At 62.5% G+C, this 26,788-nt stretch carries 22 protein-coding genes; 18 read left to right on the top strand and 4 right to left on the bottom strand.

Annotated features, from left to right (window positions below; all coding sequences use genetic code 11):
* From CQ007_RS03770 to CQ007_RS03725, 10 genes are all read left to right on the top strand, one after another.
* Positions 1 to 1,035 carry a ferredoxin--NADP reductase gene (locus CQ007_RS03770; RefSeq protein ID WP_105643581.1) on the top strand — a complete coding sequence of 345 codons (1,035 nt, stop codon included), beginning with the start codon at positions 1 to 3 and terminating at the stop codon, positions 1,033 to 1,035.
* A gap of 19 nt (positions 1,036 to 1,054) precedes the next feature.
* A complete protein-coding gene (locus tag CQ007_RS03765) occupies positions 1,055 to 2,671 on the top strand; it encodes a FadD3 family acyl-CoA ligase (RefSeq protein WP_105643580.1) in 1,617 nt (538 codons plus the stop codon).
* Positions 2,672 to 2,748: 77 nt separating this feature from the next.
* Positions 2,749 to 4,401 (top strand): DUF1302 domain-containing protein, encoded by a 1,653-nt coding sequence (locus CQ007_RS03760; RefSeq protein WP_371919789.1) that lies wholly within the window; start codon positions 2,749 to 2,751, stop codon positions 4,399 to 4,401.
* Between the two features lie 13 nt (positions 4,402 to 4,414).
* Positions 4,415 to 5,794 (top strand): DUF1329 domain-containing protein, encoded by a 1,380-nt coding sequence (locus CQ007_RS03755; protein ID WP_105643578.1) that lies wholly within the window; start codon positions 4,415 to 4,417, stop codon positions 5,792 to 5,794.
* Positions 5,795 to 6,059: 265 nt separating this feature from the next.
* The gene (locus CQ007_RS03750) at positions 6,060 to 7,406 is read left to right on the top strand and encodes an FAD-binding oxidoreductase (RefSeq protein WP_158256718.1); all 1,347 of its coding nucleotides are present in this window, start codon (positions 6,060 to 6,062) and stop codon (positions 7,404 to 7,406) included.
* A complete protein-coding gene (locus tag CQ007_RS03745; protein ID WP_105643576.1) occupies positions 7,406 to 8,656 on the top strand; it encodes an MFS transporter in 1,251 nt (416 codons plus the stop codon). The genes CQ007_RS03750 and CQ007_RS03745 overlap by 1 nt, the downstream gene beginning before the upstream one ends.
* Positions 8,653 to 9,822: a helix-turn-helix transcriptional regulator gene (locus CQ007_RS03740; RefSeq protein ID WP_146114537.1), complete on the top strand. Its 1,170-nt coding sequence runs from the start codon at positions 8,653 to 8,655 to the stop codon at positions 9,820 to 9,822. Before CQ007_RS03745 ends, CQ007_RS03740 begins: the two co-directional genes overlap by 4 nt.
* Before the next feature lie 285 nt (positions 9,823 to 10,107).
* On the top strand, positions 10,108 to 11,301 hold the full coding sequence (locus tag CQ007_RS03735; protein WP_158256717.1) for a saccharopine dehydrogenase family protein: 1,194 nt from the start codon (positions 10,108 to 10,110) through the stop codon (positions 11,299 to 11,301).
* 106 nt (positions 11,302 to 11,407) lie between these two features.
* On the top strand, positions 11,408 to 12,991 hold the full coding sequence (locus CQ007_RS03730; protein WP_105643573.1) for a DUF1302 domain-containing protein: 1,584 nt from the start codon (positions 11,408 to 11,410) through the stop codon (positions 12,989 to 12,991).
* Positions 12,992 to 13,026: 35 nt separating this feature from the next.
* Positions 13,027 to 14,409: a DUF1329 domain-containing protein gene (locus tag CQ007_RS03725; protein ID WP_105643572.1), complete on the top strand. Its 1,383-nt coding sequence runs from the start codon at positions 13,027 to 13,029 to the stop codon at positions 14,407 to 14,409.
* Positions 14,410 to 14,455: 46 nt separating this feature from the next.
* Here CQ007_RS03725 and CQ007_RS03720 read toward each other — a convergent pair whose 3' ends face one another.
* Together CQ007_RS03720 and CQ007_RS03715 are read right to left on the bottom strand one after the other, a co-directional pair.
* Entirely contained in the window at positions 14,456 to 15,205 is a 750-nt protein-coding gene (locus tag CQ007_RS03720; protein WP_105643571.1) for an SDR family NAD(P)-dependent oxidoreductase, read from the bottom strand.
* Between the two features lie 21 nt (positions 15,206 to 15,226).
* Positions 15,227 to 16,012 (bottom strand): enoyl-CoA hydratase, encoded by a 786-nt coding sequence (locus CQ007_RS03715; protein ID WP_105643570.1) that lies wholly within the window; start codon positions 16,010 to 16,012, stop codon positions 15,227 to 15,229.
* A gap of 142 nt (positions 16,013 to 16,154) precedes the next feature.
* Here CQ007_RS03715 and CQ007_RS03710 point away from each other — a divergent pair, with 142 nt between their 5' ends.
* The 6 genes from CQ007_RS03710 to CQ007_RS03685 are packed head-to-tail and all read left to right on the top strand — an operon-like array spanning position 16,155 to position 21,887.
* Positions 16,155 to 16,940, top strand: a complete 786-nt coding sequence (locus CQ007_RS03710) for an SDR family oxidoreductase (RefSeq protein ID WP_105643569.1) — start codon at positions 16,155 to 16,157, stop codon at positions 16,938 to 16,940.
* A gap of 56 nt (positions 16,941 to 16,996) precedes the next feature.
* Entirely contained in the window at positions 16,997 to 17,977 is a 981-nt protein-coding gene (locus tag CQ007_RS03705) for a bifunctional MaoC family dehydratase N-terminal/OB-fold nucleic acid binding domain-containing protein (RefSeq protein ID WP_177424269.1), read from the top strand.
* A gap of 13 nt (positions 17,978 to 17,990) precedes the next feature.
* A complete protein-coding gene (locus CQ007_RS03700) occupies positions 17,991 to 19,127 on the top strand; it encodes an acyl-CoA dehydrogenase family protein (RefSeq protein ID WP_105643567.1) in 1,137 nt (378 codons plus the stop codon).
* Positions 19,096 to 19,518: a MaoC family dehydratase gene (locus CQ007_RS03695; protein ID WP_105643566.1), complete on the top strand. Its 423-nt coding sequence runs from the start codon at positions 19,096 to 19,098 to the stop codon at positions 19,516 to 19,518. Before CQ007_RS03700 ends, CQ007_RS03695 begins: the two co-directional genes overlap by 32 nt.
* Before the next feature lie 13 nt (positions 19,519 to 19,531).
* Complete coding sequence (locus tag CQ007_RS03690; protein WP_105643565.1) at positions 19,532 to 20,710, top strand: lipid-transfer protein; 1,179 nt, start codon at positions 19,532 to 19,534, stop codon at positions 20,708 to 20,710.
* Positions 20,711 to 20,720: 10 nt separating this feature from the next.
* Positions 20,721 to 21,887: an acyl-CoA dehydrogenase family protein gene (locus CQ007_RS03685; RefSeq protein ID WP_105643564.1), complete on the top strand. Its 1,167-nt coding sequence runs from the start codon at positions 20,721 to 20,723 to the stop codon at positions 21,885 to 21,887.
* A 79-nt stretch (positions 21,888 to 21,966) separates the two neighbouring features.
* Here CQ007_RS03685 and fdxA read toward each other — a convergent pair whose 3' ends face one another.
* The gene (fdxA, locus tag CQ007_RS03680; protein ID WP_105643563.1) at positions 21,967 to 22,290 is read right to left on the bottom strand and encodes a ferredoxin FdxA; all 324 of its coding nucleotides are present in this window, start codon (positions 22,288 to 22,290) and stop codon (positions 21,967 to 21,969) included.
* A 148-nt stretch (positions 22,291 to 22,438) separates the two neighbouring features.
* Complete coding sequence (gene mutS, locus CQ007_RS03675; protein ID WP_256582192.1) at positions 22,439 to 25,015, bottom strand: DNA mismatch repair protein MutS; 2,577 nt, start codon at positions 25,013 to 25,015, stop codon at positions 22,439 to 22,441.
* A gap of 95 nt (positions 25,016 to 25,110) precedes the next feature.
* Between mutS and CQ007_RS03670 the strand changes: the two genes are divergently transcribed.
* Both CQ007_RS03670 and recA read left to right on the top strand, forming a co-directional pair.
* Positions 25,111 to 25,629: a CinA family protein gene (locus CQ007_RS03670; RefSeq protein WP_105643562.1), complete on the top strand. Its 519-nt coding sequence runs from the start codon at positions 25,111 to 25,113 to the stop codon at positions 25,627 to 25,629.
* Positions 25,630 to 25,743: 114 nt separating this feature from the next.
* Positions 25,744 to 26,784: a recombinase RecA gene (recA, locus tag CQ007_RS03665; RefSeq protein ID WP_105643561.1), complete on the top strand. Its 1,041-nt coding sequence runs from the start codon at positions 25,744 to 25,746 to the stop codon at positions 26,782 to 26,784.
* Positions 26,785 to 26,788: the final 4 nt, after the last annotated feature.

Raw genomic sequence — 26,788 nt, 5'->3', positions numbered from 1 at the left:
ATGACAACGCCCGACTATATCTCCCTGACGGTGACCGCGGTCATCGCCGAGACCCATGACAGCTGCTCCTTCGAGTTGGCAGTGCCACCGGAACTGGCCGAGCGCTTCCGCTATCGCCCTGGGCAGTTTTTGACCCTGCGCATTCCCCATGGCGAGGACTGGCTACCGCGCTGCTACTCGCTGTCCAGCTCGCCCTTTGCCGCGGAAAACCTGCGGGTGACGGTCAAGCGGGTCGACGACGGGCGCGGCTCCAACTGGCTGTGCGATCAGGTCAAGCCCGGCGATCGGCTGCAGGTGCTGGCGCCCGCAGGGGTGTTCGTGCCCCGCAGCCTGGACGGCGACTTCCTGCTGTTTGCCGGCGGCAGCGGCATCACCCCGGTGCTGTCGATCCTGCGCTCGGTGCTCAGTCAGGCCCAGGGCCGCATCCGGTTGGTCTATGCCAACCGCGACGAAAAATCGGTGATCTTCAGCGAGCTGCTGCAGGGGCTGGTACGCGAGTATCCCGAGCGGTTGCAGGTGGTGCACTGGCTGAACAGCGTGCAGGGCCTGCCGAGCGTGCCGCAGCTGGCCCAGTTGGCGGCCGGCTTCGAGCACGCCGAGGCCTTCATCTGCGGGCCTGGGCCCTTCATGGATGCCTGCGTCGAGGCCCTCGGCGTGGCCGGTCTGCCGAGCCGGGCGGTACACGTGGAGCGCTTTGTCTCCCTGCCCAGCGAAAGCGAGCAGCCCAGCGTTTCCGTGGTGGAACACCTCGGCGCTGCGGCCACCCGGCTGGTGGTGGAGCTGGACGGCAGTACCCACGAAATCGACTGCGAGCAGGGCGAGTTGCTGCTCGCTGCCATGCGCCGGGAAGGGCTGCAGCCGCCGCATTCCTGCCTGGTCGGTTCCTGCGCTTCCTGCATGTGCACCCTGGTCGACGGCACCGTGGACCTGCTGAACAACGACGCGCTCGACCAGCAGGAGTTGAACGAGGGTTGGACCCTGGCTTGCCAGGCGGTAGCCACCAGCGACCGGGTGCACCTGCGTTTCCCCGACTGAACAAGTGAGACAACGAGTCATGGCCAGTGTATTCCCGAGCTTTGAAGATCTGCCCGCGTCCATCCCGGCGCTGGTGCTGGAAGCGGCCGAACGCCATGGCCAGCGCCTGGCGCTGGAAGACGGTGAGCGGCGGATCAGCTACGCCGAGCTGCCCGAGCACATGCTGCGAGTGACCCGGGCGCTGCTGGCAGCCGGCATCACCCAGGGCGACCGGGTAGTGATCTGGGCGCCCAACAGCATTGACTGGGTGGTGCTGGCGGTCGGCCTGCAGGCCGCCGGGGCGGTGCTGGTGCCGCTCAATACCCGCATGAAGGGCGCCGAAGCGGCGGACATAGTGGCCCGCAGTGGTGCCCGGCTGGCCTTCGTGCAGGGGCAGTTCCTCGGTACCGATTACCCGGCGATGCTCAACCAGCACCGCCCGGCGACCCTCGAGCGCCTGGTGGTACTGGATGCCGAGCCGCAGCGGGCGGGTGACCAGAGTCTGGCGGACTTTCTTGCCGCAGCCAATGAGGTGCCGCTGGAGCAGGCGCTGGCCAGTGCCCGGTCGATTGCCCCCACGGACCTGTCGGACCTGCTGTTCACCTCGGGCACCACCGGCAAGTCCAAGGGTGTCATGTGTGCCCATGGCCCGTCCCTGCGCGCCTTCAATGAATATGTACGGATCATCGGGCTGGTGCCCGGGGATCGCTACCTGATCGTCAATCCGTTCTTCCATTCCTTCGGCTACAAGGCAGGCTGGCTGACCTGCCTGCTTGGCGGGGCGACCATCCTGCCGCAGCCGGTATTCGACGCCGACGAGGTGTTCCGGCGGGTGGCCGAGGAGCGCATCACCGTGCTGCCCGGGCCGCCGACCCTGTACCTGTCGATGCTCGATCACCCCGAGCTGGGGCGCAAGGACCTGTCCAGCCTGCGGGTGGCGGTGACCGGCGCCTCGACCATCCCGCCGGTGCTCATCCAGCGCATCCGCAAGGGGCTGGGCTGCGCGGTGGTCACCACCGCCTATGGCCTGACCGAATGCGGTGGGCTGGCCACCATCTGCGACCCGGACGATTCGGCCGAGATCATTGCCGGCACCAGCGGCCGGCCGATTCCCGGTACCGAGCTGGCGATCCTCGACCCGCAGGGACAGCCGGTAGCAGCGGGGCACAACGGCGAGATCTGCCTGCGTGGCTTCCACCTGATGCAGGGCTATTTCGGCGACCCCGAGGCCACCCGCAGCACCTTTGATGAGCAGGGCTGGCTGCACACCGGCGACATCGGCAGCCTGGACGAGCAGGGCAACCTGCGCATCACCGGCCGGCTCAAGGACATGTTCATCGTCGGCGGCTTCAACTGCTACCCGGCGGAGATCGAGGCGGCCCTGAGCGAGCATCCGGCCATCGCCCAGGTGGCGGTGCTGGGCGTGCCGGATGAGCGTATGGGCGAGGTTGGCTGCGCCTGCGTGGTGCTGCGCCAGGGCGAGGCCCTGGACGCACCGGCGCTGATCGCCTGGAGCCGGGAGCGGATGGCCAACTACAAGGTGCCGCGGCGGGTGGAGTTCTTTGACCAGTTGCCCACCAACGCTTCGAACAAGGTGGACAAGTTGCTGCTGGCCCGCCAGCTGCAGGAGGAAGAAAGCGCTTCATACTCTGTATGAGGTATGCGGTTCGCTGTTGGCATTCTGATACTTCAGGTTCGCAACCACTGTGCGAACAACAACATCAGGAGCAGACAGTGAATAACAAGAAAACCCCTCTCGCGCGCCTTGCAGTGCGAAGTTCGCCCCTGGCCACGGCCGTCGCGCTTGCCTTGAGCAGTCCGACGGCCTCCGCCTTGCCCTCGCTGGATTTCAGTAACGGACTGAGCATCGACTCGCAGATTACCGCCAACTACACCTATTCCTTCCGGACCCGCAGCCCTGACAGCCGCTACCTGGAAGCACTGAACAACGATGACGGCACCCGCAACTTCGACCGTTATGCACCGGTGAACAACCGGGTCAGCCTGTTCGGCGAAATTCTCGCCACCAAGGACAACTACGGGGCGGTGCTGCGCGCCAGTCACTTCTACGACGATGTGTACAAGAGCACCAACGACAACGACTCCGCCGCCACTGTCAACCGCCTGGTAGGCCAGGGCGGCGCTGAGCAGCACTTCATCAGCAAGACCCGCAGCGAGAGCGGCAGCCGCTTCCAGTTGCTTGATGCCTATGTCTACGGCAACTGGCCGATCGGCGAGGAACAGTACCTGTCGATGAACCTGGGTCGCCACCTGGTGGCCTGGGGCGAGAGCCTGTTCTGGACCAACATCAGCCAGGGCCAGGCCCCGGTGGATGCCACCAAGTTCAACGTACCGGGCACCGAAGCCAAGGATGCCTACCTGCCGGTCAACCAGTTCTCCTTCACCTATGCGCTGAATGATCGCCTGGCGTTCACCGGCTTCTACCAGCTGGAGTGGGAAAAGACCCGCCTCAACCCGGTGGGTGACTTCTTCAGCACCACCGACTTCTTCGGCCCCGGCGCGCAGTTCATGCGCTTTGCTCCGGGCGTGATCGACAGCCTGCCGGATGGCGCCGTGGTGGCCAGTGCCGGTGACCGCGATCCGCGCGACTCAGGCCAGTGGGGTCTGGGGGTGCGCTGGAACATCGATTTCAACACCGAAGTCGGCCTCTACCACTACCGCTACCACGACCGCGTGGCCTCCATGTTCCTGGACATGACCGGCACCACCCGTTACTCGTCGCTGGACAGCATCGACCACCTGGATGCCGCCGGCCCGGTGATCAAGTTCGGTTATTTCGAGGACATCAAGCTGACCGGCCTGAGCCTGACCTCCAAGGTGGGCGATGTGCAGATCGGCTCGGATATCAGCCTGCGCCAGGACGCACCCGTGGTGCTGGCCGGCGGTGCGCCGACTACCGGTGAGCTGCTGATGACCAGCGCCAACTTCGTCTACATGATGGGTCCCAACAGCCTGGCCAACCAGACCACGGTGATGGGTGAGGTGGTCAATCAGCGCATCATGGACGTCGACACGCTCTATATGGACGCCGGCGGGGTGATTTCCACCGACGACGACTACACCTACGGCACCCAGACCCGCTCCAGCACTCTGGCCGGCTTCAGCGTGATTCTCGATTACCCGAGCATCTTCACCGGCTGGGACCTGGCGCTGTCGGGCACCTGGCAGCAAAACCTCGACGGCAGCGCCTACCAGGGCCTGGGCCGTGATGAGAAGACCCTGACGCTGGGCGCGGACTTCAGCTACATGGGCAACTTCGAGGTCGGCACCACCTGGGTCAACTACCTGTCTTCGCCGGACGTCGAGCACGGCCGCCTGATGGCCGACCGCGACTACCTGTCATTCAACGTCAAGTACACATTCTGAGGGAGCTAACTGCATGCGCATGATCAAACCTCTGGGCGCGGCCGTGGTTGCCGCCAACATGCTGCTCGGTGCGGGGCTGGCGCAGGCTGCGGCCACGCCCGAAGAAATCGCCCGCCTGGGTAAGGACCTTACCTGCGTGGGCGCCGAAAAGGCCGGCAACGCCGACGGCAGCATCACCGAGTGGACCGGCAAATGGCTGGGCGTGCCGGATCACATGGAAGCGCCGATTCCCGGCCAGCATCCGGTAGACCCCTATCCCGATGACAAGCCGCTGTTCACCATTACCGCAGCGAACATGGCCGAGCATGCCGAGCGCCTGTCGGCGGGTCAGAAGGCCCTGTTCGAGGCCTATCCGGACACCTTTGCCATTCCGGTATATGAAACCCGCCGGGACTTCCGCTTCCCGGACAGCGTCTGCGAGGCGACCCTGCAGAATGCCAAGTCGGCCAGGCTGGTCAGCGATGGCGAGGGGGTCGAGGCCACCACCGGCGGCATCCTGTTCCCCTTCCCGAAAACCGGCCTCGAGCTGATGTGGACCTCGTCCTTCTTCACCTACCGCCCCTGGACCGAGGAACTGGTATCGGATAACGCCTATGTGCTGAGCAACGGCCGCATCACCTGGGGCCAGGTGGCATCAAAGAACCTGGCGCCGCCACTGGAGCCGGGCAAGATCGGCACCACCACGGGGGCCTCGTCCTATTACCGCAACGAGACGCTGCTGCCCCAGCGCGACCGGGGTGAAATCAACACCGGCATCGAGTTCTTCGACCATACCAAGGAGCCGCGCCAGAGCTGGCGCTACGACCCGGGTACCCGCCGCGTGCGCCAGTCGCCGGAATACGGTTTTGACATGCAGTTCCCCGGCTCCGGCGGCACCATCACCGTGGACGAGGTGCGGATCTTCAACGGCTCGGGCCAGCGCTACAACTGGAAGATCGTCGGCAAGCAGGAGATGTACGTACCGGCCAACGCCTATCGCATCCACTCGCCGGAGGTCAAATATGAAGACCTGCTGACACCCGGCCATGTCAACCCCGAGTACATGCGCTACGAGCTGAGGCGGGTATGGGTGCTGGAAGCCAACATCAAGGACAACTACCGGCACCTGTACACCAAGCGGCACATGTACGTGGACGAGGATAGCTGGCTGATGGTCATGGGGGACAACTACGACGCCCGTGGCGGTCTGTGGCGCACCTCGATGGTCAACTACTACTACGCGCCGGAAGCCCAGACCTGGCAGGCGGGTGCGGGTCTGTACCACGATCTGCAGGCGCGCAGCCACCTGGCGTTCAACCTGGTCAACGAGCAGCCCAGGGGCTATCTCCTCAACCAGGGCGGGCTGTCGTCCCGTGATTTCGGTCCTGAGGCTGCCCGCCGCGCCGGTCGCTGAACAAGGCTCGTCTGAGCGTCAGCAGTATTGCGGGGCTCGCTCGCACACAGATGGATATCGGTTTCGCTGGTATCTGTCAGTGAGGGCGGTGCCCCGCTGTCTTTTATCATCTCTGTTTTCCGTTCCTGCCCAACTGGCTGGGCCGATGCCATTTGGCACTGGCTGCGTCGCTGGTCTTCCACGTATGTTCAATGTCATGGTGATTGCCGTATTGTTGGACGGTCACCATGCTACTCCCGACAATAAGAAAACCGGAGGCTGGTGCGTGATAGCTGCCAGTAATACTGTATTGGAGAACAAGCAAGCGGGCCGAGAAGGCTGGGGCAGCGGTGATATCGGTATTCATCACAGCGGCTGGACCCTGACCGGCAGGCAGGTCAAGTGTTGGCCCTCACTGGAGGAGTCACTGGACACCGACCACGTGGTGATTGGCGCGGGGCTGGCCGGCAGCAGTCTTGCACTGCATCTGGCCAGGCAGGGGGTTGCAGTGGTGGTGCTTGAGGCGCGGCAGCCCGGCTGGGGTGCATCTGGCCGTAACGCGGGTCATGTCTTGCCGACGTTGCGCAATCTTCAGGTGTTCGAGCGCTTTCCGGACCGGGGGAGGCGTTTTCTGTCACTGTTCGATGAGTGGCACACTTTGCCGTTTCAGCTGGCACGTGAATACGCAATCGACTGCGATGCCGTGCAGTCCGGCTATCTGAATGCGATGCAGACGCCCACCCAGTTACAGCGTTTCAACGCCAGCATGCGCCACTGGCAGGGCCGCCAGCAGATATACGAGTTGGGTGCGGAGGAGATGCGGAGTATGACCGGCTCGGCGCGCTACCCTCATGGCGTGCTGTATGCCTCCGGTGGGCGTATCAACCCCTGGTTGTTCAGCAATGGCCTGACCAATGCCGCAGTCGGCCATGGTGCCAGGGTATACGGCGATACTGAGGCGCTTGCTATTCAACCGGTCGGGCAGCGCTGGAAGGTGATCACCGCCAGGGGGGAGGTGACAGCTGCAAGGGTCATATTCTGTACCAATGCCTATCCCACCAACATAGTGCCGGCCTTCACCAACTGCTATTACCCGTTGACTGCCTATGCGCTGGCTACGGCGCCGTTACCCGAGCCGCTGCGCGAGATCATCATGCCCGGACGCCAGACGTTGGCCCAGGTGCCAATGGACCTGCATCCGCTGGTTATCGATGAGCAGCACCGGTTGGTTACCGCTTCGATACCCAGTGCCCGGCGCCCGCACGATGCGGCCTGGCATTTCCGGCAGCACCTACGATGGATTCATCGCACCTGGCCCGAGGCCAGCGCCTTTCCGCTGGAGCTGCAGGCCTACTGGACCGGGCGAGTAGCGATGCGTGATCAACAGTTCCCAGGGATATATGAAGTGCAGCCGGGGGTATATGGCCTGATGCACTTCAATGCCTGGGGTAACGTCATGGCACCGCTGCTCGGCAAGCTGCTGGGTGAGGCGCTGGCCGCCGATGATCTGGCCAGCCTGTCGTTTCCGGTGCAGCGTCCGCAAGCGGTCAGCTTTGCCGGCAAGCACGAGCTGCTGGTGCGCAAGCTGCTTATCCCGGCAGCGCGACTGGCGCAGCGGCTGGGGGTGATCTGATGCCGGATCAACGCCAGGCCTGGTGTGTGGTTGCCGGTATGGCGATGACACTGGGTATATTGTTTGGCTCGACTCTGAGTTCCTTCGGTGTATTCACTATGCCATTGATGCAGGCTTTTGCCGCAAGTAATGAGCAAGTGGCGAATATTCCATCGTTCTTCATGCTCAGTATGACCCTGGCGATGCCCGTGGGCGGCTGGTTGCTGGATCGGCTCGGACCGCGTCTGGTCATGGTCACTGGCGCCACCCTGGCGAGCGCCGGGTATTTTCTCGCTGCGCTCAGTCAGGATATCGGCAGTCTGGCAATGTGGGTAGCGATCAGCGGGGTTGGTATCGGCATATCCACCTACGTCCCGGCTATTGCCGTGGTGCTGCGTTGGGTCGCGTTGCCGCGTCAGGGGCTGGCGGTGGGGCTGGTATTGTCCGGTGGGTCACTGGGGGCGATCTGCTTCCCGCCTTTTCTGACATGGGTAATGGAGCAGCATCAGTGGCATGGCGCAATGAAACTGATCAGCGCGATGATGCTGTTGATCGTGGTTCCGGTGCTGTTGTGGCTGGCGCGCTTGCCCCAACAGACGGCTATTGGCGAACAGGGCATGCGTGCTGTTGAGTTGGCCGGGGCGCCGCTTGCTGCCGCCCTCCGGCTACCAGGCTTCTGGTTCTGGGTGGGTATGCAGATACTTCTGACCTTCAGTGTGCTGGGGATCTTCATCAACGTCGTGCCTTACCTGATTCACACCGGCTATACCCCAGCGCAGGCGGCAGGGGTGTTTTCGGTAACCAGCATCTGTGCGCTGATTGGTCATTTTGTCTTCGGCTTTCTCAGCACCCGCTGGGATGCAAGGGGGATCCTGTTGGTAGTCAATATTGCCGGCGTCATCGGTATTCTGGCATTGTTGTCGGTGTCCGCTGGCTGGGTAGGGTATGTCGCCATCACGGTTTTCGCCCTGGGCTGGGGAGCTACCTTCAACCTGGTCAACCAGTTCTCGCCGATGCTGATGGCCAGGATGGTCGGAGAGCGGCACTTCGGCGCTCTGCTGGGTATCGGCAGTCTGATCGCCGGGGTAGGCTCAGCGTTCAGCCCCTGGCTGGTTGGCTATCTGCTGGATGTTACTCAATCCTATGCGCCTGCCTTGTTGCTATGTGCTGCCTGCACCGTGCTGGCATTGCCGCTGATTGGCTTGTTGCCTGGACGTACCGACACGGTCAAGGTGACAGATATGCACTGTGGGCGAGGGGAGAGGGGATGAGCGGGACAGCCGTGGGTGGATCAGAGCGATTGCTGGATCTAACTGCACTGATATACGAGGGTATCAACGAATCGCCACCCTGGCAGTCACTGGTGGACAGGGTGCGTCAGTTGCTGGGGGCCAAGGCGGTGTTCATCACCCTGCACCATTCGCCGAAACTGATGGGTGATGTGCATGTCAGTGCGGTGGCGCCGGATGACACGATTGACTGGCTGGAAGTTGAGCGGGTCTGTCGTACCTATCTGGATGGTGAGCAGACGCTGTACCCCGAGCAACAGATCAAGGGTGCCGGGCTGACCTCCGAACCTGCCTTTCTCGGCGATGAAGGCTTGGCCTATATTCGCAGCCTTGGTATTCAGGGTGCGTTCCGGGCGGGCTTTTCCGATCCTGACAGGGTCATGTCCTGTTGGCTGGATGTAGTCAAGGGGGCGGATAACAGCAGCGTCCTGTTCGAACAGCAAACTGCGGAGCTGTTCGAACAACTGTTGCCACACCTGGCGAGGGCGCTTGGCCTGTATGTGCGGTTGCAGCAGTGTATGCTTGAGCGCAGCATCTTCGAGAGCAGTCTCAACCACATGCACCTGGGCTGTGTGCTGCTGGACGATGAGGCGCGGGTGATCAGCCTGAACCGGGCAGCGGCGGAGATCATCAATGGTTATGACGCGGTACGCATCAGTGATCGCCTGCTGTTCAGGGAGGCCGCCGCCCAGTCCGAGCTGATGCGGGCGGTGGAGCGGGCATTGCTGGCGCGCACCCGGGCGCCTACCGTCGGCTCGGGCAAAAGCCTATTGAACCTCAACTCGCCAGGGCAGGGCTTTCTCGGTGTACTGGTAGCACCCACGGTGTTGGAGCCGACCTTCCAGGGCAAGCGGGTGCCCAGTATCATAGTCTATATCGCCGAGTTCGGCGGCCTGTGGGTCGGGGAAATGAGCGATGCGGACAAAGCCTGTGCGGCCATTTCGCAGCTGTTCGGCCTGACACCCCAGGAAGGGCGGCTGGCCATGCAGTTGGCCGCTGGTTGTTCGCTGGCCGACGCGGCGGATAAGCTGCAGGTGGCCGTGTCGGCTGCGCGTAACTACTCGAAAAACATCTATGCCAAGCTGGGTATAAGAGGACAGAGCGACCTTGTCAGGCTGGTATTCAGAAGTTTTCCGTTACTGCAGTAGTTTTCTTTGAAATACCCCATTTATTAACTCCTTCCGCTGTTTGTGCGGCCCTGTTGTTATTGCCTCTTTTCACTGCTTTTTATCTGCAACCTTATTGGTTACCGCAGTACCGCCTGGTACTGGTGGGCGGTCTGGACGCTTGGTTATCGTGTTCTCGACTTTACTCCCTTGCCTGGGTTGTAGCTGTCTGCTGCTTCAGTGCTGTTTACCCGGTAGAGAACGGTTGCGGGATGCAACTATCTGCCGGGTACTCGGCGACAAGTTAAAACAATAATGGGAAAAATCATGAAAATTCTATTGCTGGGTTGCGGGAATGTCGGCGCGAATGTCGCCAGGCAATTAGTGGCGGGCAATCCCGATGTGGAATATGTCATTGCCGATATCAACGCCGATACCGCCACGGCACTGGCGACTGAAGTCGGCTCGGCGGCGCGGGCCATGCGCGTCGATATCAACCAGCCGCAGCAGCTGGATGCCGCCCTCGATGGCGTGCAACTGGTGTTCAATGCGGTTGGGCCCTTCTACCGCAGCGCGCTGCCGGTGGTCGAGGCCGCGCTGCGTAACCGGGTCGACTATATCGACATCAACGATGACCACGATGTGGCCGAGGCACTGTTGCTCAAGGGCGACTACCACGCACGGGCACTGGCCGCCGGTATCCGCATCATCATCGGCTGCGGCTCCACCCCCGGATTGACCAACGTGGTGGCCCGGTTGCTGGCCGACCGGCTGGACCAGACCCATGCCATTCACCTCTCCACCGTCGTGCCGTTCTCGCCGCAATCGCTGTCACCTGCAGTGGTCGACCATATGCTGCATATCACCAGTGGCGGCGTCACCCAGTTCGAGCAGGGCCAGTATTGCCTCAAGCCGGGCTGGAGCGGACGCCGGGATGTGGAGTACAAGGCGCCATTCGGGGAAATGGGCGCATACCTGATCGGGCATGGTGAAACCATCACCCTGCCGCATTACATCAAGGGGGTGCAGGAGGTCAGTAACCGCATCGGCTTCTTCCCCGACCGCGGTAACCAGATCTGGCGCTCCTTTATCGATCTGGGCTTTGCTGCCACCGACAAGATCGAGGGCCTGGGTATTTCTCCCATGCAGTTCATGGCGCAGTACTTCTCCAGCTCGGTAGCGGCTGAGGCTCTGGCGGTGGACCTGTCCACAGCGCCGCGCAGTGTAGCGTTTCGCATCGAAGTGCTAGGCCAGCGCGACGATGCTGAGATCACCAGCGTCATGGAATACCACATAAAGCTGCCGACCAGTGCTGAGGAAGCAGGGTCTGCCGACCCGACGCCGACCTGCGCACGGCTGGTTCTGGAGGCTTATATCCGCGGAGAGATAACCGGTCAGGGGCTGCTCAGCCCAGAGATCTGCCTGGATGCCGAAGCTTATGTTGCGGCCTTTGCCGAGGCGACCGGAGCTAACTTTATTCTGGATGAAAGAGTCGTGAAGGGAGGGTTGTATACAAGCTGATGGGTAACGGCGCAGGGAGAGTTAACAGTTAGCTGTTCGAAGGTTGAGAACTGCCCTGTGCAACTAACAACAATAATACGCAATTGACTCATATAGTGGGGACGGTATGGGATACAAGAATAATAATTACCGAAAAGTGCTGAGAATGGTGCCCGGCGCATTGGCCCTGGCGGTAGCGAGTGCCATGTCCAGCCCGGCACACGCCGGTGAAACCATCAGCTTCAATGATGGCTCCACCCTGGATTGGTCGGTGGTCACCACCTACGGGTTGGGTATACGGATGCGCGGGCAGGATGCCAAGCTGCTCAGTGATGCCAACGCCGATGACGGCAACCACAACTTCAAGCGCCACAGTCTGACCAGTCACCGGCTCACGGCGCTGGGCGAATTGGTTTGGCAAAAGGACAACTATGGTGCAGTGCTGCGTGGCAGTACTTTTTATGATGATGTCTATCATCGCAAGAATGATAACAATTCCCCTGGAACGGTCAGCAAGGAAGGAGCCCACGACCGGTTCACCAGCGATGCCAGGAAGTATGCCGGGGGGAGGAGCCGCTTCCTGGATGCCTATGTGTTCGGCGACTTTGACCTGGCCAACGAGCAGCGTCTCAATCTCAAGGCCGGACGCCATGTGGTGGCCTGGGGGGAGGGGGTATTCTACCCTGGGGTGAACGGCGTGCAGGGCTCGGTCAACGTGGTCAATGCGGACCTGCCGGGCATCGAGGTCAAGGATATCCTGTTGCCAGTGGGGCAGGTGTCGGCTAACTGGGAGGTCAGCCCGTCACTGGGCTTGTCGGCCTACACACAATATGAGTGGAAGGGCAACGAACTGAATCCGGTCGGTGCTTATATGTCCAGCTCCGATGTCACCGGCCCTGGTCGGGAAATGCTGCGCATTCCCACCGCTCCCGGCTGGCCGGATCACAAGGTGTTGTATGCCGGAACCAACGAGCCACGTTCCGGCGGTCAGTATGGTATACGCGCCATGTACCGGCCGGTACCCGCCACCGAGCTGGGTTTTTTCCATGTGCGCTATCACGACCGCAACCCGGCGACTTTCTCCTTCGATGATACCTTCGAGCACTTCCAGATCGAGATCTTCGAGGATATCAAGCTGACCGGTATGAGCATGTCCACCAGCGTTGGCGATACTCAGGTCAGCGGTGAATGGTCCTATCGCACCGGTGTGCCGATCCAGCTGGAAAGCGGCGATGTAACCCGTGGCTCGGGTCAGCAGATACAGGCCAGTTTCATGCATGCACTGGGGGACATGCCCTGGGCCAACTCCACTATATTACTCGGTGAGCTGGTGCATGTTCGGGCCAACAGTGTGGACCGGATGAATGGCAGCAAGGACTTCACCTTCAAGGGCGAGGACGGCTGGCAGACCCGCTCCAGCACGGCCTATACGCTGGTAGGGGTGCTGTCCTACCCGGGAGTGTTTTCCGGTTGGGATATGGATGTACCGGTCAACTGGTCCCATGTGGTGGCCGGCAATACGCCCATCCAGGGTGCGCTATCCGGTGGCAAGGGCGACAAGCGCCTGTCGGTGGGTGCCAGCTTCACCTACCTGGGCAAGCTACAGCTGGAAACCACCTATACCGCGTTCCTGTCCTCGGCGGACCCGGCCAGAGGAAGGGATATGTCCGACCGTGATTTCCTTACGTTTTCAGCCAAGTATCCGTTCTGATTGGCAGCGGACAGTGTCATAGAGAGAGAACAATAATGAGAAAACACAATATAGCATTAGCGCTGGCTGTTGCCCTGGGCTTGACGGCCACCCATGCTGCCCAGGCAGCCGTGACGGCGGAGCAGGCCGAACGCCTGGGACGGGACCTGACCTGTGTCGGTGCCGAGCGCGCCGGTAATGCCGATGGGACCATTCCCGAGTACAAGGGGTTGTATGTCGGTGAGGTACCGGGCTGGAATGCCGAACCACACAGTGGTGCCCATCCGATCGATCCCTACGCCGCTGACCAGCCGAGGTTGATCATCACTGCGCAGAACGTCGAGCAGTACGCCCAGCATCTGACCGAGGGTCAGCTTGCGATGTTCAAACGCTACCCCGATAGCTATCGTATGCAAGTGTATGAAGGCCGGCGCGAATTTACCTATCCCGAGGAGGTCTGCGAGCGGGCCAAGTGGAATGCTCTGAATGCCGAGATTGTCGATGATGGTCTGGGCTACAGTGGCCTGGGCTTCATTCCCTTCCCGATCCCGCAGAATGCCATGGAAGTGTTGTGGAACCATCAGCTGCCTTTCCGTGAGTGGACCCAGGACGAGATCCGTGATATCGCCGCGGTCACCGCCAGTGGTTCGATTGGCTGGGGCAGGGCACGGGGGCGCTGCTTGTCGCCGTCCAACGACCTGAGTCCAGGCGTGCGCTCCAGTACCAGCGATCCGGTATCGGCCTACTGCATTACCGAGACTCTGTTACCGCAGACCGAGCGTGGCAATATCTCCCTGGCTCATGAACCCTACAACTACCGCCAGGGTGCGCGTACCGCCTGGTCGTACAATACCGGGACGCGCCGGGTGCGGCTGGCTCCGGGCTATGGCTACGACCAGCCCCTGGGTGGCAGCAACGGGCTGATGACCATTGATGAGGATCGTCTGTTCAATGGCGCGCCTGATCGCTTCGACTGGAAGCTGGTCGGCAAGCAGGAAATCTATATTCCGGCCAACGGCTATAAGCTGCAGGGCAAGGAGGTGCGCTATGACCAGTTGCTGCAGCCCAATCATCCCGATCCACAGTTCCTGCGTTACGAGCTGCGCCGGGTCTGGGTGCTGGAAGCCACGGTCAAGGCCGGTGCACGGCATTTGTATGGCAAGCGCCGGCTGTATCTGGATGAGGATACCTGGCATGCGGTGATGGCGGATAACTATGACAGCCGGGGGGTGCTGTGGAAGCATGCCATCCTCAACTATTACTACCACCCGGATATCAGTGCCTGGATGTCCGGCACCTCGTTCTTCCATGACCTGAATAGTGGCGGCTATATAGGCTACGCGCTGGCTAATGAGCGAGAGCGTGCCGGTATCCTGAACAGGGGCGATATGCCGGCCAGCATGTTTACGCCGGACCGATTACGGGCCATGGGACGTTGAGATGAAGGGGCTGCCTACTGCAGCCCCTTCTATGTTTCAGCAGGAATCAGGCTGTCAGGCTGCCGCCATTGAGCGGCAATACCTGACCGGTGACCCAGCTGGCTTCGCGCGAGGCGAAATAGGCCACGCCGGCACCAACATCCTGGGGTGAGCCGGCACGCGGGACGAAGCAGGTCTTCTTCGCCAGTTCGTCGGAGTCCCAGTTGTTCATGGTACCCAGTGACAGGGCGTTGACGGTGATGCCCTTGCGCCCGGTCTCCGCCGCCAGGTGGCGGATAAAGCCGACCGCGCCGGCCTTGGAGGCGGCGTAGGCGGCGATGCCCATGGGCAAGCCCGCTCGCCAGGACTCCGAGGTGATGGCCACGATGCGGCCATAACCGCGCTCGATCATGCCGGGCACGATGATGTGGCAGGCGTTCATCAAGCCGAACATGTTCAGGTCGACGAAACGCGTCCAGTCCTCGCGGGATGACTCGATGAACTTGCGATAGCCCATGCCATCCACCGGGACGCCGGCATTGGAGACGAAGATGTCGATCCCGCCGACCTGTGCCTCGATTTCCGCCACCATGCCCTGCACGGCTTCGTAGTTAGTCACATCGGCCGGGGCGGCGATTGCCTTGAGACCCTGCTCGGTCAACTGCTGCACCGCCGCCTCGGCGCGTTCGGGATAAAAGTCATTGATCGCCACGGTCGCGCCCAGCCGCGCCAAGGTTTCGGCGATGCCCAGGCCCATGCCGCGTCCGGCGCCAGTGACCAGGGCCACTTGCCCCTCAAGGGAAAACAGCTCGCTCATGAATCCACCTCTTCGTTGTTGTCAGTTACCTGTGAAATGCGGTCGGCGCTTTTCGATGAACGCCTGCATGCCTTCCTTCTGATCCTGCGAGGCAAACAGCAGGGCGTTGGCCTTGCGTTCCAGTGCCAGGGCAGCCTCGAGCGAGGCATCCATGCCGGCGAGGATCACTTCCTTTATCTGCTCGGCCGCCAGGGGCGGCATGCCGGCGATCAGGCTGGCCTGTTCCAGTGCGGTCGCCTGTACCAGGTCATCTTCCACTACCTCGCTGACCAGCCCGGCGATATGGGCTTCCTCGGCGCTGATCGGGCGCCCGGTCAGTGCCATCTGCATGGCCTTGGCCTTGCCGACGGCGCGTACCAGCCGCTGGGTGCCGCCGATACCCGGCATGATGCCGATGCGGATTTCCGGCTGGGAGAAGCGTGCGCCGCGCCCGGCGATGATGATGTCGGCATGCATCGCCAGTTCGCAGCCGCCACCGTAGGCATAACCGCACACCGCGGCGATGACCGGCTTGGGACAGTGCTGGATCGGCGCCCAGGTGCGCTCGGTGTGCCGTTGCAGGATATCGATTGGGCCGACCCCGGCCATGCTGGAGATGTCACCACCGGCGGCGAATACCTTGTCGCCGCCAGTGAGGATGATGCAGCGAACCTGCGGGTCGGCGGCCAGTTGGGTGAACTGCTCGGCCAGCAGTGCCTGCAACTCCAGGCTGAGGGCGTTGGTCACCGTCGGGCGGTTCAATGTGAGTCTGGCCACGCCTGGTGCGGGCATATCGAGCAGGACGCAGGAGAGATCGGATGGGGACATGGTGGGCCTTTGCATGCGGATAAAAAGGGAACGAGGTCGATTGTTGGGCTGGCACTGGTGTGCTTCATCGTCCGTTCAGACGAAGTGGCGGGGGTGGCAGAGCAAATAGAGTGAGGCCATGATTTCAAATGAGGGGTGGTGTATGCAGTTTCCCAGCCAACTGGATTACCGCGGCAAGGTGGTCCTGATCACCGGTGGCACCAAGGGCATCGGTGCCGGCATCGCCTGCGCGTTCCTGGCTGCCGGTGCCCAGGTATTCGTCTGCGGTCGCCAGCCGCCCGAGCAATTGCCCCAGGCGGCAGGCAACGAGGCAGGTTTTCTTGCCGCGGATGTGCGTGACGTGGATGCCATGGCTGGGGTATTCGCAGCGATTCACCAGCAGGCCGGTCGTCTCGATGTGCTGGTCAACAATGCCGGTGGCAGCCCGCATGCCGACGCCGCCACCGCTTCGCCGCGCTTCAGCGAGAGCATCATCCGCCTGAACCTGCTGGCACCGCTGAATATCGCCCAGCAGGCCAATCAGCTGATGCAGCAGCAGGCCGAGGGCGGGGTGATCATCTTCATCGGCTCGGTCAGCGCGTCGCGGCCCTCCCCGGGTACCGCCGCCTATGGCGCAGCCAAGGCCGGTGTGGTGGCCCTGGCCAGCTCGCTGGCGGTGGAGTGGGGACCCAAGGTCAGGGTACTGACCATCAGCCCCGGCCTGATCCGTACCGAGCAATCCCATCTGCATTATGGCGACGAAGCCGGCATCGCTGCGGTCGGCGCGGGCATCCCCGCCGGGCGCATGGGTGAGCCGGAGGACATCGCCAATGCCTGTCTGTATGCCGCCTCGCCGATGGCGGCCTATTTCAGTGGTACCAACCTGCTGTTGCACGGCGGCGGCGAACGGCCGGCATTTCTGGCTGCCTCCACCGCGGGCAAGGCGTGACGAAACCCGATGATGCCGCTACCGGTATTGTCCGAGAGAACTATCAGGAGATGAACTTGGCTGATCAAGAATTGATAGACAAGGTGCAGGCCATGGTCGGACGCGAATATGGCCGTGTCTACGCCTGGGATCGGGTGAACGCGCCCATGATCCGGCAGTGGTGCGAGATCATGGGTATCCAGAATCCGCTGTACACCGACCCGGATTTCGCTCGTGCCCAGGGCCATGCGGATGTGGTCGCGCCGCCCGGTATGCTGCAGGTGTGGGGCATGGGTGGGCTGGATCAGGAGAATTTCCCCGAAGGCTCCAGCACCGAGAACAACTTCGAGGTGCTCAAGGTCATCGAGCCCTACGGCTATCCGGCGGTGGTGGCGGTCAACTCGGACCTGTACTTCGACCGACCGATTGTCGCCGGTGAGCGGCTGTACTTCTCCAGCAAGCTGGACAGTGTCAGCGAGGAGAAGACCACCCCGCTGGGTACCGGTTTCTTCGTTACCGTGCTGATGACCTACTTCTCCCAAGGGGAGAATGGCGCCAGCGATGAAGAGGTGGGGCGCCAGCTATTCCGCGTATTCAAGTTCAAGCCGGCCCAACGGCCCGACGCGGCCAAACCGGTTGAGACGAAAAAAGAGGCGCCCAAAGCCAAGCGTCCGCTGCCGGGCAAGAGTGACGACAGCCGCTTCTTCTGGGAGGGTTGCGAGCAGGGCAAGCTGCTGATTCAGCGTTGCGCCGACTGCCAGACCCTGCGCCATCCGCCGGCACCTGTGTGCATCAAGTGCCACAGCTTCGAGTGGGACACGCTGGAGGCCAGCGGCAAGGCCAGCCTGTATTCCTTTGTGGTGATGCACTACCCGGAAGTCCCCCCGTTCGACTACCCCAATCCGATTGGTCTTATCGAGCTGGATGAGGGTGTACGCCTGATCGCCGGGCTGGTGGGTATCGAACCGGATCAACTGGAAATCGGCCAGCGTCTGCAGGTGGAATTCCAGCGTTTCGACGACCGGCAGACCCTGCCGCTATTCCGCCCGGTGGGCTGACAGGAGGCGTGCCATGGATTTTTCATTGAGTGACGACCAGCGCGCCATCGCCGAGATGGCGGATAGCGTGTTCCGCGACTACTGCACCGATGAACGCATGCGCGAGTTCGACCTGGATGCGCAGCCGTTCATGCAGCCGTTGTGGCAGACCTGCATCGAAACCGGCCTGCACGCGCTGGCCATTCCCGAAGCCTTCGGTGGCAGCGGCATGGGCCTCACGGATCTGTATTGCGTGCTCAAGGCTCAGGGCGCTGGTCTGGGGCAGGTGCCGCTGTGGCAGCACCAACTGGCGGCGGCCTGTCTGGCCGAATACGCTGCCGATAGCCAGCGGCAGCTGATTGAACAGGCTGCCGCCGGTAGCGCGCTGCTGAGTTTCTCCCTGCAGGGGATGGCGTCCAGTCATGGCCTGGGCCTGCGACTGACCGAACAGGATGGCCGTCTGTTGCTGCAGGGCCGAGCCAATGCGGTGGATGTGGCTGCCCAGGCAAACCAACTGCTGCTGGCTGTCGAGACCGCAGAAGGCCCCCGCCTGGTGCTGCTTGACCCGCACAGCGAAGGGCTGGAGTTGGTGGCAGGCGTCGCCAACCACGGGCTGGCGGTGGCCGATGTGCTGTGCCGCAATGTGCTGGTCGCGCCTGCGCAGCTGTTGCCGGCTGCGGCCTTGCCCTGGCTCGAGCAGCGGGCGATTGCCGCGGTGGCTGCGCTGCAGCTGGGCGTCAGTGAGGAACAGGTGCGGCGCACCGTGGAATACGTCAACCAGCGCGAGCAGTTCGGTCGGGCGATTGGCACCTTTCAGGCGGTGCAGATGAGCATGGCGGATTGCCATGTCGCCATCGAGGGCCTGCGCACCTCGCTGTACCAGCTGTGCTATCGGCTGGACAGTGGCCTGCCCAGTGACTCGGAAGCCTTCGCCACCCGCTTCCTGGGTACCGAAGCCGCGCACCTGATCGGCCACAAGGCCCAGCATGTGCACGGCGGTATCGGCGTCGACCTGACCTATCCGATCCACCGTTTTCTCTACTGGAGCCGTTACCTGAGCCTGGTGCTGGGCGGTTCCGCTGCCACTCTCGAGCGTCTCGGTGACTGGCTGGCCAACAATGACAAGCTTGGATGGAAATATGACCTCGATGAAAACCAGAACCTTTGCTGAAACCAGCCTCGGCGAGCAACTGCCCGAGCTGGCGATTCCCGTCACCGTGACCCTGATCAACGGCGGTGCGATCGCCACCCGTGATTACTTTCCCGGGCACCATGATGTCGACGCCGCCCGTGAGCTGGGTTCGCCGCACATCTTCATGAACATCCTGACCACTACCGCGCTGGTGCAGCGTTTCATCGAGGGCTGGGCCGGACCGCTGGTCAGTTTCGGCGATATCCGCATCAAGCTGGGCGTGCCCAACTACCCGGGCGACACCATGACCTTCTCAGGTGAAGTGACTGAGCGGGACGAGGCCAAGCGGTCAGTGGTCATCACCCTCAAGGGCAAGAATTCCATGGGTAACCACGCGGCCGGTACGGTCAGCCTGGTTCTGCCCGCATAACGGAGACGCGAACATGAATGATGCATTGCTTTCCGGCAAGGCAGCGATTGCCGGCCTGGGTGCCACCGAGTTTTCCAAGAACTCCGGTCGTACCGAACTGCGCCTGGCGATGGAGGCGACGCTGGCGGCGCTGGCCGATGCCGGTATCGATCCCAAGGATGTCGATGGCTTCAGCTCCTACTCGGTGGACAAGGTCCCGGAATACGAGATTGCCCGATTGCTGGGCTGCGAGCAGGTGAAATTCTTCTCCCAGGTACCGCATGGCGGCGGCGCCGCCTGCGGCCCGGTGATGCACGCAGCGATGGCGGTGGCCACCGGGGTGGCGAAAACCGTGGTGGTGTACCGGGCGATGAACGAGCGCTCTTGGTACCGCTTCGGTACCGGCAGCTACGGCTTCGCCGATACGCCGCTGTTCGACAACGTCAACTACGGCTGGTACATGCCCCACGGCTTCCATACCCCGGCCTCCTGGGTGGGCATGTTCGCTCGTCGCTACATGCACACCTATGGCGCAACCACCGAGGACTTCGGTCGTATTGCGGTAGCGGTACGCGACTTCGCGGCAACCAATCCGGCAGCATTCTTCTACGGCAAGCCGATCACGCTGGAAGACCATCAGAACTCGCGCTGGATCTGCGATCCGCTGCGCCTGCTCGACTGCTGCCAGGAGTCCGACGGCGCAGTGGCCATGGTCATCACCTCGGTCGAGCGGGCGCGTGATCTGCAGCACACACCAGTGATCATCAAGGGCGCGTCCCAGGGGATTGCCGCAGGTCAGCAGAGCATGACTTCCTTCTACCGCGACGACATCACCGGTCTGCCGGAGATGGGCGTGGTGGCCAAGGAGATCTACCGCCAGTCGGGCCTGGGCCCGGATGCGATTCAGACCGCGGTGATCTATGACCACTTCACCCCCTTCGTATTGCCGCAGCTGGAGGAGTTCGGCTTCTGCGACCGGGGCGAAGCCAAGGAATTCATCCGTGCCGGCCATCACGCGCGCGGCGGACGTCTGCCGATCAACACCCACGGCGGGCAACTGGGTGAGGCCTATATCCATGGCATGAACGGTATCGCCGAAGGCGTACGCCAGGTGCGTGGCAGCTCGGTGAACCAGGTGCCGAATGTGGAAAACGTACTGGTTACCGCCGGCACCGGCGTGCCGACCAGCGGCCTGATTCTGGGCGTGGCCTGAGGAGCGCAGCATGTATGTCGATCTGACCGCGGAACAGAAAAAACTGCGCCTTGAAGTGCGCGATTACTTCAACAACCTGATGACCGATGAACTGCGCTGCGAACTGCGCGGTGCGGAGGGGTCTGAGACGTCCAACCGACTGGTCCGGCAGATGGGCCAGGACGGCTGGCTGGCGGTGGGCTGGCCGAAGGAATACGGTGGCCAGGGCTACGGCGCGACCGAGCAGCTGATCTTCTTCGAGGAGGCCAATATCGCGGGTGCGCCCTTGCCCTTCGTCACCATCAGTACCGTGGGGCCGGCGTTGATGGCGCACGGTACCCAGGCGCAGAAGGAGCAGTTTCTGCCGGGTATTGCTGCTGGCCAGATCCATTTCGCCATCGGCTATTCCGAGCCGGGTGCCGGCAGCGACCTGGCTACGCTGAAAACCTCGGCCCGAGTGGAGGAGGATCATTTTGTGGTCAACGGCAACAAGCTGTGGACCTCCGGTGCGCATTCGGCGGACTACATCTGGCTGGCGGCGCGCACCAACCCGGATGAGGCTCGGCACAAGGGTATTTCGATCATGATCGTCGATACCAACGCCGAAGGCTTCTCACACACGCTGATTCCCACCTGTAGCAACCCGACTGCAGCGACCTACTATGACAACGTCAGGGTACCGAAGGACATGCTGGTAGGCGAGTTGAACAAGGGCTGGCAATTGGTCACTGCGCAGCTCAACCATGAGCGGCTGGGGCTTGGCTCCTGGTCGGACCGGGTGGTGGGTATCTTCCGCAAGGTCTACCTGTGGGCCCGGGCCGAGGATGAACAGGGACGACGCGCCATGGATCAGGCCTGGGTGCGCAGCCTGCTTGCCGAGTGCTATGCCCGGATCGAGGCGATGCGTCTGATCAACTTCCGCATCGCTGCTGGTCTGGACCAGGGACAGATGGACGTGGCGCTGGCCTCGACCACCAAGGTGTTCGGTTCCGAGTCGGTAGTCGATATTCTGCGCAAGCTCAGTGAAGTGGTAGGCGCCAACGGACTGGTCCGTGAGGGCAGCGCCGCAGCCTTTCTGCAGGGCGAACTGGAGTACGATGTGCGTGCCTGCGTCACGCTGACCTTCGGCGGGGGTACTAACGAGATTCAGCGTGAGCTGATTGCCCAGTTCGGGCTGGGCATGCCACGCTCGCGCTGAGCGCTCCTGTAAATGAAGCGCCACAAAAAAGGCTGACCCGCGGGTCAGCCTTTTTCATTCACACTGAAAACTTCTGAACTCAGCGCTCCAGATGCTCCAGCTTGTCCGGCACGCCATCCCACTCCTCGGCGTCGGGCAGGGCATCCTTCTTCTCGGTGATGTTCGGCCACACATCGGCCAGCTCGGCGTTCAGTTCGATGAAGCCTTGCTGATCTTCTGGCAGCTCATCTTCGGCAAAAATCGCGTTGGCTGGGCACTCGGGCTCGCACAGGGCGCAGTCGATGCACTCGTCCGGATGGATGACCAGGAAGTTCGGACCTTCGTAGAAACAATCGACAGGGCAGACCTCAACGCAATCGGTGTACTTGCATTTGATGCAGTTGTCGGTCACAACAAAGGTCATGGCAGGTCTCTCCCAGAAAGGCGCGTCACAAAGATGGCGCGCATTCTACCAGATGTTTCGATATTGGTGCAGCGCGAGCATGCAACTTTTACCACGTTTGCGGCATATCTGAGCATGTTTAATGATAATGAATATCATTTGTGGTGTTTCACGCCAGTTCCGCTTTCCATTGATATAGCAGTTCCAGTGCCTGCCGGGGAGTCAGCTCGTCCGGTTTGAGCTGTTGCATGGCCTCCACCAGTGGATGGGCGGCGGTGGCGAACAGGTCGTTCTGCACTGGTTGGCTGCTGGCGGCATGGCTGGCCGAGGACTGGTTCAGGCTCTGCTGTTCCAGGTTGGCCAGGTGCTGGCGCGCGCGTTCGATCACCGGCCGCGGCACGCCGGCCAGTTGCGCCACCTGCAGACCGTAGCTCTGACTGGCCGGGCCGGGCAGTACGGTATGCAGGAACACGATGCGCTCATTGTGCTCGGTGGCGTTCAGGTGCACGTTGGCCACGGTCGGGTCGCTGTCGGCCAGGGCGGTCAGTTCGAAATAGTGGGTGGCGAACAGGGTGAAGGCACGCACCCTGGCCAGGTATTCGGCGGCGGACCAGGCCAGTGACAGTCCGTCGAAGGTGCTGGTGCCGCGCCCCACCTCGTCCATCAGCACCAGGCTGGCATCGGTGGCGTTGTGCAGGATGTTGGCGGTTTCGCTCATTTCGACCATGAAGGTCGAGCGGCCACCGGCCAGGTCGTCGCTGGAGCCGATACGGGTGAAGATGCGGTCGACCGGGGACAGTTCGACCCTGGCTGCCGGAACGAAGGCGCCGATATGGGCCAGCAGCACGATCAGCGCGGTCTGGCGCATGTAGGTCGACTTACCGCCCATGTTCGGACCGGTGATCACCAGCATGCGGGTTTCGGGAGTGAGGCTCAGGTCATTGGCGACGAAGGGACTGTCGAGCACCTTCTCCACCACCGGGTGGCGGCCCTGTTCGATGCACAGCTGCCCGCTGTCTGCGACAAACTGCGGTCGGCAGTAGTCCAGGCTGATGGCGCGTTCGGCCAGGCAGCTCAACACATCCAGCTGTGCCAGCGCGGCGGCGCTGTCCTGCAGGCGGGCCAGGTCTTCGTTGAGGCGATCGAGCAGCTCGTCGTACAGTTGTTTTTCCCGTGCCAGGGCGCGGCTGCGGGCCGACAGCGCCTTGTCCTCGAACTCCTTGAGTTCTGGGGTGATGAAGCGCTCGGCGCCCTTGAGCGTCTGCCGGCGGATATAGTCGGCCGGAGCCTGTGCCGACTGGCCGCGCGACAGCTCGATGAAATAGCCATGCACGCGGTTGTAGCCGACCTTCAGGGTGGACAGGCCGGTACGCTCGCGCTCGCGGGTTTCCAGGTCGATCAGGTACTGGCCGGCGTTCTCGCTGATGTTCTGCAGCTCGTCCAGCTCGCTGTCATAGCCTTCCTTGATCACGCCGCCATCGCGGATCACCGCTGGCGGGTTGTCGATGATCGCCCGCTGCAGCAACTGCGCCAGTTCCGGGTAGGTGGACACTGACTCGGCCAGCTCGCGGATATGCGAGGTGGTCACCGGCTCCAGGGTGCTCTGCAGTTCCGGTAGCGCGGCCAGGGCGTCGCGCAGTCGCGCCAGATCCCGCGGTCGGGCCGAGCGCAGGGCGACCCGCGCCAGGATGCGCTCGATATCGCCGATGCCCTTGAGCACCGGGTGGATGGTCTCGTAATGGTAGTCTTCGATCAGCCCGGCGATGCTGTCCTGGCGGGCCTGCAGGGTCGCCATTCTGCGCAGCGGGCGGTTCAGCCAGCGGGCCAGCAGGCGGCTACCCATGGCGGTGGCGGTGTGGTCCAGCACATCGAGCAGGGTATTGTCGCGGCCACCACCCAGGTTGCAGTCGATCTCCAGGTTGCGCCGGCTGGCGCTGTCGATCACCACGCTGTCCTCGAAGCGCTCCTGGGCGATGCTGCGCAGGTGGGGCAGGGCAGTGCGCTGGGTTTCCTTGGCGTAACCGAGCAGGGCTCCGGCTGCACCGAGGCCGAGGCTCAGGTCGGCGCAGCCGAAGCCGACCAGATCCTTGGTGCCGAACTGCTGGGTCAGCGCCTTGTGCGCGCTGTCCTGGTCGAACTCCCAGGGCGCGCGACGGCGCACCGAGCGGCGACGCTCGATCGGCGTATTGGCTTCCCAGTCGTCGGGGATCAGCAGCTCCGCCGGGGCCAGCCGCTCCAGTTCGCCGAGCAGGGTTTCCCAGCCTTTCAGCTCCATGGCGGTGAAACGGCCGCTGTTGATGTCCAGCGTGGCCAGACCGAAGGCCCGTTCGCTGCCGACCAGTGCTGCCAGCAGGTTGTCGCGTCGCTCATCCAGCAGCGCTTCATCGCTGACCGTGCCGGGGGTCAGGATGCGTACTACCTGCCGCTCGACCGGCCCCTTGCTGGTGGCCGGATCGCCGATCTGCTCGCAGATCACTACCGATTCGCCGAGCTTGACCAGCTTGGCCAGATAGCCCTCGGCGGCATGGAAGGGGATGCCGGCCATGGGAATCGGCTGGCCTGCGGAGTTGCCCCGGGCGGTGAGGGTGATATCCAGCAGACGTGCGGCTTTTTTTGCATCATCATGGAACAACTCGTAGAAATCGCCCATCCGATAGAACAGCAGCTGATCGGGGTGCTGCTGCTTGATGCCGAAGTACTGTTGCATCATCGGCGTATGGGTAACGGATTTCTCGGCGCGGCTCATGGAGGTTCCTGGTTCGATAATCTGAATAGTGCAAGAGGCGGCATAGTCTAACAAAGCGGTGCCATCTTTTAAGCAAGATACTGAAGGAGATGCAGATGTCGCAATATGACCCATTGATCGATTCCGCTGCCGCGCGCCTGGGCAATGCCCTGCGCCAGCTGGGGCTGCGGGTCACTACGGCTGAATCCTGTACCGGTGGCGGTATTGCCGAGGCAATCACCCGCGTCAGCGGCAGCTCCGGCTGGTTCGATACCGGTTTCGTCACCTACGCCAATCACAGCAAGGTACGCTGGGTGGCCGTGTCCGAGGAGGATCTGCTGCAGTTCGGCGCGGTGAGCGAGCCGGTGGTTCGGGCCATGGCCGAGGGTGCCATGGAGGCGGCCGGGGCGGATCTGGCGGTGGCGGTCAGCGGTATCGCCGGGCCTGACGGCGGCACGCCGGACAAACCGGTGGGTACCGTCTGGTTCGCCTGGGCGGTGCGTGACCGGGGTGTGCTCACCCAGTGCCGACGCATCCAGGGCAGCCGCCGTGATGTGCGCGCACAAGCGGTACTGCACGGCCTGCAGGGGCTGATCGCCGAGACCGAGAAGCTGGCTGTGAACCGCTCGGCATAATGCTGCATGAGGGGGTAGGCGCGCCCGGACAACTGTGAAATAATACTGACCATATATACAGTACTTAATCTTATCCGGGACGTTCGCGTACCCGCCATACCAAGAGGATGCACAATGGACGACAACAAGAAAAAGGCGCTATCGGCGGCTTTGAGTCAGATTGAACGTCAATTTGGCAAGGGCGCGGTCATGCGCATGGGCGATCACGAGCGCCAGGCGATCCCGTCGATCTCCACCGGTTCGCTGGGGCTGGACATCGCGCTGGGCCTGGGCGGTCTGCCCAAGGGTCGGATCGTCGAGATCTACGGCCCCGAGTCGTCCGGCAAGACCACACTGACCCTGTCGGTCATCGCCCAGGCGCAGAAGAACGGTGCCACCTGCGCCTTCGTCGACGCCGAGCACGCACTGGACCCGGAATACGCCGGCAAGCTGGGCGTGAACGTGGATGACCTGCTGGTATCTCAGCCCGACACCGGCGAGCAGGCGCTGGAGATCACCGACATGCTGGTGCGTTCCAATGCGGTTGACGTGATCATCGTCGACTCGGTGGCGGCCCTGGTGCCCAAGGCCGAGATCGAGGGTGACATGGGTGACCACCACGTCGGCGTGCAGGCCCGCCTGATGTCCCAGGCGCTGCGCAAGATCACCGGCAACATCAAGAACGCCAACTGCCTGGTGATCTTCATCAACCAGATCCGCATGAAGATCGGTGTGATGTTCGGCAACCCGGAAACCACCACCGGTGGTAACGCGCTGAAATTCTACTCCTCGGTACGTCTGGACATTCGCCGCACCGGTGCGGTGAAGGAAGGTGACGAGGTGATCGGCAGCGAAACCCGGGTCAAGGTAGTGAAGAACAAGGTGGCGCCGCCATTCCGCCAGGCCGAGTTCCAGATCCTCTACGGTACCGGTATCTACCACAATGCCGAGATCATCGACCTGGGTGTACAGATCGGCCAGATCGAGAAGTCCGGTGCCTGGTACAGCTACAAGGGCAGCAAGATCGGTCAGGGCAAGGCCAATGCGGCCAAGTTCCTGGCGGAGAACCCGGAGGTTGCCGACGAGATCGAGAAGGCCATTCGCGACGAGCTGCTGCCCAAGCCGAGCAGCAAGACCGCGGCAGCGGTCGAAGAGAATGCCGATATCGACGGCTGAGCCG

The organism is Pseudomonas sp. MYb185 (genome assembly GCF_002979975.1).
Lineage (GTDB): Bacteria > Pseudomonadota > Gammaproteobacteria > Pseudomonadales > Pseudomonadaceae > Halopseudomonas.
Note: the sequence above shows the minus strand (reverse complement) of the source record. Positions and strands in the feature narration are given on the sequence as shown.